This window comes from Porphyromonas levii (genome assembly GCF_018206105.1).
Lineage (GTDB): Bacteria > Bacteroidota > Bacteroidia > Bacteroidales > Porphyromonadaceae > Porphyromonas_A > Porphyromonas_A levii.
Genome location: NZ_JADRGN010000055.1, coordinates 1 through 10,984 on the forward strand (window position 1 = coordinate 1; position 10,984 = coordinate 10,984).

Annotated in this window: 10 protein-coding genes and 1 pseudogene; 7 read left to right on the plus strand and 4 right to left on the minus strand. The window is 40.5% G+C overall.

What is annotated here, in order from left to right:
- Together IX315_RS08885 and IX315_RS08890 are read right to left on the minus strand one after the other, a co-directional pair.
- Nucleotides 1–1,182: cysteine peptidase family C39 domain-containing protein (locus IX315_RS08885; RefSeq protein ID WP_244973137.1), on the minus strand; the 1,182-nt coding region annotated here is incomplete at its 3' end.
- A gap of 69 nt (nucleotides 1,183–1,251) precedes the next feature.
- Nucleotides 1,252–3,606: a TonB-dependent receptor gene (locus tag IX315_RS08890; protein ID WP_211831754.1), complete on the minus strand. Its 2,355-nt coding sequence runs from the start codon at nucleotides 3,604–3,606 to the stop codon at nucleotides 1,252–1,254.
- 711 nt (nucleotides 3,607–4,317) lie between these two features.
- Here IX315_RS08890 and IX315_RS08895 point away from each other — a divergent pair.
- From IX315_RS08895 to IX315_RS08925, 7 genes and pseudogenes are all read left to right on the plus strand, one after another.
- Complete coding sequence (locus IX315_RS08895) at nucleotides 4,318–4,527, plus strand: hypothetical protein (protein ID WP_211837383.1); 210 nt, start codon at nucleotides 4,318–4,320, stop codon at nucleotides 4,525–4,527.
- Nucleotides 4,528–4,540: 13 nt separating this feature from the next.
- Nucleotides 4,541–4,759 (plus strand): hypothetical protein, encoded by a 219-nt coding sequence (locus IX315_RS08900; RefSeq protein ID WP_211837384.1) that lies wholly within the window; start codon nucleotides 4,541–4,543, stop codon nucleotides 4,757–4,759.
- 12 nt (nucleotides 4,760–4,771) lie between these two features.
- Complete coding sequence (locus IX315_RS08905) at nucleotides 4,772–5,188, plus strand: PcfK-like family protein (protein ID WP_211837385.1); 417 nt, start codon at nucleotides 4,772–4,774, stop codon at nucleotides 5,186–5,188.
- Between the two features lie 20 nt (nucleotides 5,189–5,208).
- Nucleotides 5,209–5,738 (plus strand): annotated as a pseudogene (locus IX315_RS08910) (antirestriction protein ArdA).
- Between the two features lie 17 nt (nucleotides 5,739–5,755).
- Nucleotides 5,756–7,030, plus strand: coding sequence for a PcfJ domain-containing protein (locus tag IX315_RS08915; RefSeq protein ID WP_211837386.1), 1,275 nt, complete (start codon nucleotides 5,756–5,758; stop codon nucleotides 7,028–7,030).
- A 27-nt stretch (nucleotides 7,031–7,057) separates the two neighbouring features.
- On the plus strand, nucleotides 7,058–7,312 hold the full coding sequence (locus IX315_RS08920; RefSeq protein ID WP_211837387.1) for a hypothetical protein: 255 nt from the start codon (nucleotides 7,058–7,060) through the stop codon (nucleotides 7,310–7,312).
- 4 nt (nucleotides 7,313–7,316) lie between these two features.
- Nucleotides 7,317–7,601, plus strand: a complete 285-nt coding sequence (locus IX315_RS08925) for a hypothetical protein (RefSeq protein WP_211837388.1) — start codon at nucleotides 7,317–7,319, stop codon at nucleotides 7,599–7,601.
- Between the two features lie 64 nt (nucleotides 7,602–7,665).
- Here the strand turns inward: IX315_RS08925 and IX315_RS08930 are convergent, their stop codons facing one another.
- Nucleotides 7,666–9,654: a hypothetical protein gene (locus IX315_RS08930; protein ID WP_211837389.1), complete on the minus strand. Its 1,989-nt coding sequence runs from the start codon at nucleotides 9,652–9,654 to the stop codon at nucleotides 7,666–7,668.
- Nucleotides 9,655–9,686: 32 nt separating this feature from the next.
- A complete protein-coding gene (locus IX315_RS08935) occupies nucleotides 9,687–10,802 on the minus strand; it encodes a DUF3800 domain-containing protein (RefSeq protein ID WP_211837390.1) in 1,116 nt (371 codons plus the stop codon).
- Nucleotides 10,803–10,984 lie beyond the last annotated feature (182 nt).

Below are 10,984 nucleotides of genomic sequence, written 5' to 3' on the forward strand. Positions count from 1 at the left end.
GAGATTGACCTTAAAGAGGTCTGCCTGCACATCCTCCCACTCCCAGCGTTTCCGTTGCTCGCACCCTTGTAGCTTGATCTCCTGCATGCCATTGATGAGCTGATAGGTGACATTACGATTGCGACCTGCTTGCTCAAAGTACTTGTAGTCAAGGGCTCTCCGCTTCTTGAGGAATAGAGTAATCCACCCAGCATAGAGCAGAGTGCCGATGGCGAATACTCCAAATATCAGCCAGCTATAATAGGCCAGCACGATACTAAAGATGACGAAGGTGAAGAAGGAGAAGAGCAGGCTAAGGCTATTGGAGGTCAAAAACTGCTCCACCCTCCTATGATCTTCAATTCTCTGTAATAGGTCACCCAATAGCTTAGTGTCAAAGAACTTCATCGGTAGCTTCATCAGCTTGATGAAGAAGTCACTGATGAGGGAAATATTGATACGAGTAGAAATGTGAAGTAGCAACTTGGAGCGGATAAAGCTAATCGCCGTACGGCTAAAGAGCAACATCAGCTGAGCCAATAGCACCAGCCAAATAAAACCGATATCTCGCCCACCTATACCAGTATCGACTATAGCCTGAGTAAGGAATGGGAAAACAAGCTGTATCAGCGAACCCAGCAATAGGCCTAGTATAATTTGCCCAAAGTACCTACGATACTTCTTGACATAGCTCCAAAGGAAGGTCAGCCGATTACCTTTCTCGAACTTTCCGCCATCAGTCACTTCTTGGCTGTAAAACTCATCTGTCGGCTCTAAGAGTAGGACTATACCTTTCTCTTCGCCATTAGTCTTGGTACTAATCCAATGCTCGCAAAACTCCTCTTTGGTGTAAGTGAACAATCCTTTTCCTGGATCTGCGACATAGACCCTATAATTACCCTTACGAAGTCTCTTGACCTTATAAACAACTATAAAATGATTCTGATTCCAGTGAGCGATGCAGGGAAGTGGGGCTTCATTTGCTAGCGTCTCAAAAGTGATGCGACCACCCAGCGAGTGCAACCCCCTCTTCTCTGCCGCCTTACTAATCCCCAATAAAGAGACCCCCTCCTTACCTAAAGCACAATCCTTACGGATTTGCTCCAAGTCAGGATGGCGACCATAATGCTTAACCACCATAGCCAAGCACACTGGTCCACAATCCATCGCATCCTTCTGTTTGATATATTCTATCTCTTGCATCACCTGCGCATGTAATTTTAAGAGAGATTTTTCTGTTTCATCTCAATTGCAATTATTAATGATTAATACTTACCTACTAGAGGTAGAGACCATGCTATTGTCGGAGTCGGTGTTGTAGAGACCTCTTTGGCTGGTCTTTAGTCGCTTCCCAAAGCTTATATTCCAGGAGAGGCCTAGTGAAAACATATTACGATTATCCAAGATGCTCACGTAGCTTGTCTTGGGATTGACCCTTGAGAGGAGCTCCGACTCGTAGGTTGCACCGTTCTTAGTAAATGGGAAGTGGAGGGCTGCATATAGGGTGAGCCTATTACGCTTCCATATCAAAGTCAATTGGGATGAGTTTTCACCCCTTGAGACGACGTTATTATACAGCGATCTCTTCGGCTGGGTATAGTAATAGGCAAGCGACCATTCCTTGTATTGTAGTATTGCAGAGATGTCCCAGTAGAGCGAATTGAGGCTAAACTTATCTACTCCTGTATCGGAGTTTTGGAAATCATATCCCACCGTACTATAAATGGTCAGGAAATCCCAGAGGTTCTTCATCTTTAAGTTCCAGCTCAGCCCTAGCACCTGGCTATACCTGCCATTAACTGCGTGTGAAAGGAAATAGTTCTTTTCTCTATTATAGGAGACATCATAAAGAATAGGATCCCAAATTCGGTAGTAAGTCGCCTCTAGGTCGTGTGCAAAATGCTCTGAGGAGTAGTATAGCCCCAGTCTATTATATACATACTGGGCAGCGGAGAGCTGTGGGTTACCGCTATGTACTAAATAGTCATCGTAGCGCTGAGACACCTCTGAGAGCTGGCTCAAACTAGGCAAACTAGGCATATAGGAGCTTGCCAAGCGGAGGTGTGCTTTATTACTCAAGGAGTACATCAGGGTCAAGGTACTCAGATTTTTGTAATAGCTCTTCTGGTTGGTAGAGCTTTTGACCCAATACGCTTTTACCCCTGTACCCACAGAGTACTGAAACTTATTTGCTGAGCCCGACAATTGAGCATACAGATAATTATTATTTTCGCTCAAGACATCTGTAAATTTGCTTGGCGAGAAGTAGGTATTCTCCGAGTGTCCAAGATGGTTTTGCACACCCGTAGTGAAGACTAGAGAGGGTCTAAACTGCTGAGTATAATACACCTCGCTAATCAGAGCTTTACGATGGCTCTCTACTGGATTGGTATATTCTTGCTTCACTGCTCCACCCATCTTGTCAGAGACACTAGACTCATATTTGCCCTGCCTATAGGTCCCCACGACATTAAGTTCGAGCTTACCACCATTATCAAACAGATTGGAGAAGTATAGGTCGAGCGTTGGAGCCACAGACCTACCCTTAGAGTAATCGGTCCTAAAGTAATCTGCCTTATGGGTCTCTATTACATGGGATTGCTCTATGGAGTGAGTGTCCAAAAGCTTCCCGCTAAAAGTGGCCGAAAACTGTCTGTTGGGGGTCATCTGATACAGATAAGAGAGACTGAGGTTGTGGTCGCTATAGCCAAATGGGCTAGCCACTGGCATCTTCACCCTATGCACTTCCTCTCCTTTGCCGATAAAGCGCTCATCGAGCTCTACCAGCCTACTCTTATAATTTCTATACGAAAGGTTGTAGCCCAGTGTGAGGGCATGCTTGCCGATATTGTAGCTAAAGCCTGTATTGCCATTGAAATAACCCGTCGTCAGTGCTGGCTGAGCAGATACCCTGAAGGAGCCCCCATCATTCTGCTCCTTTAGTACGATATTGACCACTTCACCGATCCCTTTGTCTAGATACCTCGCACCTGGCATATCGGAGTACTCAATACGCAAAATCTTCTCTGGGATAATATTCAAGATTTCCTCACGCGACTTTGGGACACCATTCACTTGCCACTGTACCGCCTTGCCATACACCAATGCCGTCTGTGACATTGGACTAATGCTTAGTCCTCTAAGACCCATATTCCTAAGCAAGCTCAGCACATCGGGACTAGCGACAAGCTCATGTTTTTTGGGGAAAACTAATATCCTCTGTACATTCTCCCTTTGGGCGGTTACGACGATTTCGTCTAATTGATGTGTGTCGTCTAGATATAGGTTGCCCAAGTCTAATGATTTACTAGCACCTTTTATCGAAATCACCATAGGTGCACAACCAAGCATACTGATGCTTACTTGTGTCGATTGGCGAGTACCCCGATGGAGTACAAATTTTCCGTCTTCCTTGCTTATCGTCCCCTCTGCCAATCGATCACCCTCATAGAGGGAGACCGACGCACCAGCGACAGAAGTAGAGTCGGAGCCAAAGAGTAGTCGTCCAGTGATTTGGAATTGAGCAAAGGCACTTGGACCGACCCCCATAGTTATTCCCGCCAATAAGAGTATCCAAAGACCTCTCACAGACTTTACAAGTGATACGCTTTGTTTTTTACGTTCCATTTTTGAGTAAAGTAAATCCAGCTTTGTCATATAAATGATTTCACTTTCTTTTGAAGTAATGAGTAGAACTTATCAAGTAAAAATCTATCATTTAGGTCTAAGTAATTGGCTATGAACAGACTTATGAGTTATGAAATGCAGTAGGTAATGATTTAGCGACCCATCTTCTGCAATGATATACAACGCTTTGCATAACTCGAATAACCTATTACAAAGGTAATATTATCTACGGAGAAAGACGAAACTTTCTCCGTTTTTCTTTTTTGACGGCTCTTTATTCAGATAGCTGAGTCTATTTTTCGTCTTATTACTCATTATTGTAGCAGTCTTACTTGTGAAGACTGCCTTTCATTTTTTTCGCTCTGTCCTCTGCGGTGTTCCTCTCCACATTCTGCCCTATGTATTCGCATCGGGATCGGTTGTTCGTTGGCAGCGGCAAAGGTAGTTCCGGGCTTTCACGGACAAAAAAGGTCGAGGCGGCAAGCCGTTACGGCGATAATCTCCACACTTCCATTTCATTGCAGGTAGTATTCTCGCCGTAAACCTTGTTTGTCCTAAGCCCTACCTTTTTACGCCCCTGAAACGAAAACGACCGACCCGACGGAAAGACGCATAAAAAAAATGTCGGAAACACGAGGACAGAGAAAATGAAAAATGGAAACTCACCCCCCTCACCTCTGGAATCCGCATAAAATCAAAAAATCAGACAAGATGAAACTGAGATACAAAATAGCAATTTGGGTGACACTTGCACTCGCAGGCTCTCTCCTTTGGGACGGAAGCGTCTGGCTTTGGCTGGCAGGGATATGTGTGGGAAAACTCCTCATTCGGCTACTCCTTACCATCGCTTTGGCTATCGCAGTGTACATTCTGACTTATGCCCTCATTATCGGGGCAATACTTTGGTTACTCATTTCTTAAAACAGACAGATATATGAAAAGAAGAAGCAAAACTATCGCACAGCAATGCAGATACTATGAGGTGGACAATATCTTCGAGTATATGGTATCGGTTTACCTCAACGGAAATATCTCCGCTTTTGGGGAACTATTCAAGGAACTCAAACGAAAGGACAGAAAGGAATTTTTCTCCTATCTCTTTTCAGAGGTCGAACCCATTCATATCCAAGAAATCATTTTAGCAACCATCTAACTATATAAGACAATGAAAGGTACAGAGCATTTCAAGGACGTTATCCAAAACTATTTGGAAACGAGAGCATCATACGATGAACTCTTTGCGGAGAATTTCCGCAAAGAGAGCAAGAACATAGACGAGTGCATTACCTACATCTTGACGGAAATCCAAAGAATGGGGTGTGCAGGTCTGTCCGATGAGGAGGTATATTCCCTTGCCGTGCATTATTACGACGAGGATAACATCGAGGTGGGCAAGTCCATCAACTGCCAAGTCGTGGTAAACCATACTATCGAACTTACAGAGGAGGAAAAAGCAGAAGCACGGAAAAAGGCTATCGAGCGATACCAAGCGGAAGAATACCGCAAACTGACCGCCAAGAAACCAAAAACGGAAAAGCAGGTGGAACAGCAGATATCCCAACCTTCATTATTCGAGTTTTAACCCTTAAACAACAAAAGAAAATGGAAGCAAAGGATTTGAACGAAGCACGTATCTATGTAGGCACTTATGCCAAGTATAACAACGGCTCATTGCAGGGCGAATGGGTGGAACTTTCAGACTTCTACGATTTGGACGACTTTATGGAGCGTTGTGCAGAGATACACGAGGACGAGGAAGAACCCGAATATATGTTCCAAGCGTGGGAGGAAATTCCCGATTGTCTGATAGACGAAGGGCATTTGAATGAAACCTTCTTTGAACTTCGGGACGAGTTGGACAGACTAAACGACACGGAGAAAGAAGCCTTTTGGATATGGATGGAAGGAAACAATACCCAACTCACACAAGACGCTTACAGCCTTGTAAAGTCTTTCCGATCCTACTACATCGGCAGTTATTCAAGCAGGGAGGATTTTGCGGAAGAACTTGTGAATATGGAGAATGATTTATCCGATTTTGCATTGAATTACTTTGACTTCTCCAAATATGCCGAAGACCTTTTGACACGGACTTTTGGTATAAGGACGGCTATGTATTTCGCAACGAATAAAACAAGGAGGACAGATTATGAAACCGAGAAACAAGTTTGAGAAAGCTGTACTTGCAGAGAGCAAGAACCTACGCCAAATAACCAAGACACAATGTAAGTGGGCATTTAGAGAGTGTATAGACCACTTCGCCTACCGCTTGCCCAAAGGTCGTACCACTTGTATGAATTGTGGACATAGTTGGACAATGGAGAACCCAACCGAACATTGCACTTGCCCTCATTGCAGGGCAAAGTTGCAAGTCCGAACGACTTTTGGACGTAAGATAAGGCAGAAGCAATACTTTACGATACTTACCGCTTGTGGAGAATATCAAGTACTAAGAATGTTCCTCCTTTCCGCAGAAATGGAGAAAGGTTGCAAAGCATCATCATACACCATTGAAATCGGTCAGTATTGGTGGAACGCACAAGGACGAAAGACGATTATTGCCGTTCAGAGAGTGTTGGGCAGATACATTGACACCTTTTCTTTCTGTTCGCCAATGGCAATACGCAATGATAACGAAGCCTACCGCCATATATCGTACTCGCAGATATATCCCAAATTCAAGGCTACGGACACACTCCGCAGGAATGGATTTAAGAATGATTTTCACGGCATTGTACCAACCATTCTTATTCCAGCCCTATTGTCCGACAGCCGTGCGGAAACATTGATGAAAGCAGGCAGAATCGAGCATCTGAAATACTTCCTTAATAATTCGAGAACATTTGACGCTTGTTGGCAATCTTATAAAATAGCAGTCCGCAACGGCTATATCATAGAGGATATTTCGATTTGGTGCGACTACGTGGATATGCTCCGCAGATTGGGCAAGGACATACACAGCCCAAAGTATGTTTGTCCCATCAATCTGCATAGGGAACACGACCTAAGACAAAACGAATTCCGCAAACAATGGGAAAAGGAAGAAAAGGAGAAGAGACGCAAAAAAGCAATGGAGGACGAAAAGCGTTTCCACGAACTCAAATCCAAGTTCTTCGGTATCCGTTTCACGGACGGCACAATCCAAGTCCACGTTTTGGAGAGCGTGCGAGAATATTTAGAAGAAGGAGTGGCAATGCACCATTGCGTATTCGACAATGCCTACTATCTCAGAGAGAACTCGCTTATCTTTTCGGCTACCATTGAGGGCAGACGGATAGAAACGATTGAGGTCAATTTGGACACGCTTAAAGTGGTGCAAAGTCGTGGTGTATGCAATCAAAACACAGAATACCACGACCAAATCGTGAACCTTGTCAATGCCAACAAACGGCTAATCCGTCAGCGAATGAGACAAACAGCATAAAGTATAAACCATAAAACTATCACAGCAATGAAAGTAGAAATAGAAAGCATCGTATGCAATTGGGCGGACGAGATACCCCATATCTTTATAAGGGTAATCAATGCCATTACCCTATCCGCCAATGAAGAGGAACTGAGGACTGCCGTCAAGCGGATAGCAGAAGAAACGGAACTTGACAAGTTCTTTGCATACGGCTATGGCGCACACCATTTTTGGCTTACCCACCGCAGGTTATCCAATGGAGAGCCAAAGGAATACAGATTACTAATTGCTAATTTTTGAGAATATGAAAAAGAGAGTTTGCAGAGTACGGACGCAGTACATTTTCGAAGGAGTGTTTGAAGTGGTTGCCGAGAGCAGAGAGGATGCACGGCAAAAGGTCATTCAGGATTGCGGAATGGTGATGGGTGGAAACGTTCACAACACCCTTCCCGATGAGGAAATCAATTGGGCTTTCTCCACGCACCCCGAAGTAAGGACGGGACAGATAACCGTTCAAGAAGAGCTCACGAAAGAAAGGAGCAAAGAAACCCCGATGAAAAACACCTCGTTACTTTTGACAGTGAGTTGAAACGGCTCAAAAGTAACAAAAAGCCGTTACATTGACTTTCTATGATGATTATCTATCAGCTGGATTAGGTGTCGTTTGATATGTTAAATTGTGAATCATTGTTTATCTGAGCAGATTTGCTAATAATGCGCCATGATTCTGGTAAAATTGCCAAAGGTAAATCATGGATGTAGATTCGCTTTAGGAACTCATGTTTAACAGGGTTGTCTGATAAATATTTAATGAATTCATTAGAGAATTGATCTTCGTTATAATAAAACTTTTTAAGTCCTATGATAGGATCAATTGTTAACGTAAGCTGCCTCATAGTCATAATGCCACTTGTTATATAAGCTAAAAAACTATGTGAATCTATGATATACACACCTTTGTGCGAAAATCCTGTAAAGGTGGGATAATTCGTTATAACAAATGGAATTATAGTCTTTGAAGAATAATCACCTAATTTATTGAAATACTGAGGGTTGTTTTTTATAAAATCCACCTTTCTTATAGCCTGCTCACAACCCTCTACTAGTCTTTTCCATGCCTCTGTGTAATTAATAGGTTCTACGGAATAGTGTATACATTTAGCATCAGCAACTAAAACCACATTTTTCATAGAAATAAGAACATCAATTTCCTCTTCATTGCCCTGAACACCATACTTTCCTGTTTGCATACAGGTTATGGGAAATGACGTTTTTTTCTGTGTCAATTGATTATAAAGAAATATTTCAAATTGTTTTCCTCTTTCCTCAAGGTTAAACCCACCTCTCTGCATAAGTTGGTCAATAACATTATAAGGAGATGAATATATGATTGGAAAAAATGGTAGGAGATAATACTCTCCTACAGGATATAACATCGACGTCCAAATATCATTGAACTTTGTCCAGTCAGCCTCTAAAGCCATTAGAGATGCCCTAACTTTTGCAAAGTTAATACCTGTAAGTTTTACAACGTATGATATAAGGTCACTTTTTAGCATTTTGCTTGGTACAGAAGAAAAGTCTTCACGAGTATTAATAGATATATCGTAATTAATATTAGAAGACACATATAATGTAATATACTGTATGGCACACCAAACAGAAATAACTTCGTCTATTGTACTATTTGCAAAATTCGGCAAAATAGTATCACCAACAAGAAACTCATAGTATGCATCTATTGCAGATTGCATATCATTAACTATTTGTCTATGTTCTTTTGGTTCTCCTTGTCCAAAATTTAATGTAATGCAACTATTATTTATCTTTACTTTCTTTATACGATTGATAGTTATGTATTTATAAAGTCTAGGTCTAATATTACTTTCTTGTGCACGTCTCATTACTTGCATTCTATGCTCAGTGAACATCATATCACCAGCAGTAAGAAGTTTCAGTCTATCATGATTATTGTAGTCGAAAGTGATGAGATTATTCTTTTCATCTATTTTTACAAAGCCATCATTATATAGAATATCGTCATAGGAATGCTTTAGCACAACAGCAATCTGACTAATTTGCATTGAGTCGCATACTCTTCCTGCGAACTCTTCAGGTTTGAAATCTTCATGTGTTAGTTCTTTATCAAGAAAATATCTCAGATAATTTAGCAGCAAACTACATGTATCAGTTGCACTTTCCAAACAAGCACGAGCATCAATCAAACCTACTTCTGGTATTGGAGATTGTAGCTTGAAATTCATCAAGTCCGACAGGAAATACGAACCTTTTTCTGCTTTATTAAGAGTAGCTTCGCGCTTATTCCAGATGGCTTTATATTCTCGATTCAATCCTGCAACAATATACTCTGCAATATCACAACCTTTTAGGTTCAAATGACGAAAGTTGTCGTGTATGTGTTTATATAATTGTGCATACAAGTCATATATGTAATCAGAAATTTTTACAAAGTCTATGATAGCTTTCTCGTCTTCTTCAGAGCATGGAATGTTGTTGTCTAGTTTTTCTGTAATTTCAAGTAATTTTCTAGAATCATATTTGGTATTACTTGTAGGTTTATACTCTAACTTGTTAGGATGCTTTATTATGTATCTCTTATATGCTTCAAAGAATTCTTTCATATTTTAACTATAGTATAAAATATAACTAATCCTTAATGAATATTACCATATTCATTTATATACTTCATAAACTTTCTGTAGGTGTGCAAACAGACAGTAAAATTCAAATACAAAGGGTTGTAATCTAATGAATCATTTAAAATGGAATTCAAAAGATTGAAGTTTCTCATCTGTATCTCATCAAATGATTTAATATCAGTTTCAACCTCTGGCTCTGTTCTATCAAGAAATATTATGTACTTTCTTATTATCGAAACTACATAATCACTTACTTGTACCATTGCGTCTGTCTTGGAATCAATAAAACTATAATTGGCTAAAAGTTTACCGTCTATTTCTATGGTATCTATTTCGAGTTCCTTCTGTACCTGCCTCTCTTCGTCAAATTTCAGTTCTTTTTTATGAAACTGTATAATTTCCTGTATATAAAACTGAATAAAGGGTTTTACCCATACATTAGTTACTTCTTCTTGAATGAATGGGAGTTCTTGTTGGCTCTTAGCTTTGTCAGCTAATGCTTTCAATAACACGAGCAAAGGGTTAATTAGACTTTTTGAGGCTAATTCAGTATTGCGTTCATCCATCATGTTTATTATGCCATCAAGAAAAACTTCCTTCTGTTCTTCTTTAATATTTGGGTAATTATACATTTTGAAATGATTGATTGTTTTTACGCAATCTTTCCTCAAAACCTGATATAATTCTGCTTTAAATTCCCAAGGACTTATTTCCGTACCCTTAATAGAATCCACAATATCCACAAATCCATAGTATAGAATATGAACAGCACAGAAATGAATATGCCATTCTTTTTCTTCTATCAATTCTAAGATTTGACGAAAATTGTCTTTCCTAAGAATTGCAATAAAATCACCCTTTAAGTCTCTGTTTGCTTTTAATTCTGTAGTTGACTGTTTTCCAAGTCTCAATCTCAAATCTTTTAGAGAGATTGTATTTTCAGCTTGAACTCCTCCCAATACAAATACAGTGTCAGACTCTGCGTTGAGAGAACCACCTTTAAGAATAAGATGCTTTACATTTCCAGACTCATCATAGTATAAAGTTTCTTTGGATTCAAGTTGCTCTATACTTGCTCCCGAGATAAGTGCTTTAGCTTTTATTGCTTTATAAACCTCTGTGTAATCCATAAAGACTTTGTAAAATATATTTTGAGTAATTTATATATACTCTTTAAATTCTTCTATAAATTCACACTCAATGCTTGAGAATTGTTCTTGCATAGGAGAAAAGTTGCTTAGTTGTTTCAATGCATCATCCATATTAGAAGAAATCTCTATAGTACTCCCCATTTTTCGACAACGGGCTAGTG

Coding starts and splice junctions, on each gene's coding strand:
- IX315_RS08920 (WP_211837387.1), top strand. CDS start 7,058: ATGAAAGTAGAAATAGAAAGCATCGTATGCAATTGGGCGGACGAGATA.
- IX315_RS08900 (WP_211837384.1), top strand. CDS start 4,541: ATGAAAAGAAGAAGCAAAACTATCGCACAGCAATGCAGATACTATGAG.
- IX315_RS08915 (WP_211837386.1), top strand. CDS start 5,756: ATGAAACCGAGAAACAAGTTTGAGAAAGCTGTACTTGCAGAGAGCAAG.
- IX315_RS08895 (WP_211837383.1), top strand. CDS start 4,318: ATGAAACTGAGATACAAAATAGCAATTTGGGTGACACTTGCACTCGCA.
- IX315_RS08905 (WP_211837385.1), top strand. CDS start 4,772: ATGAAAGGTACAGAGCATTTCAAGGACGTTATCCAAAACTATTTGGAA.
- IX315_RS08930 (WP_211837389.1), bottom strand. CDS start 9,654: ATGAAAGAATTCTTTGAAGCATATAAGAGATACATAATAAAGCATCCT.
- IX315_RS08925 (WP_211837388.1), top strand. CDS start 7,317: ATGAAAAAGAGAGTTTGCAGAGTACGGACGCAGTACATTTTCGAAGGA.
- IX315_RS08890 (WP_211831754.1), bottom strand. CDS start 3,606: ATGGAACGTAAAAAACAAAGCGTATCACTTGTAAAGTCTGTGAGAGGT.
- IX315_RS08935 (WP_211837390.1), bottom strand. CDS start 10,802: ATGGATTACACAGAGGTTTATAAAGCAATAAAAGCTAAAGCACTTATC.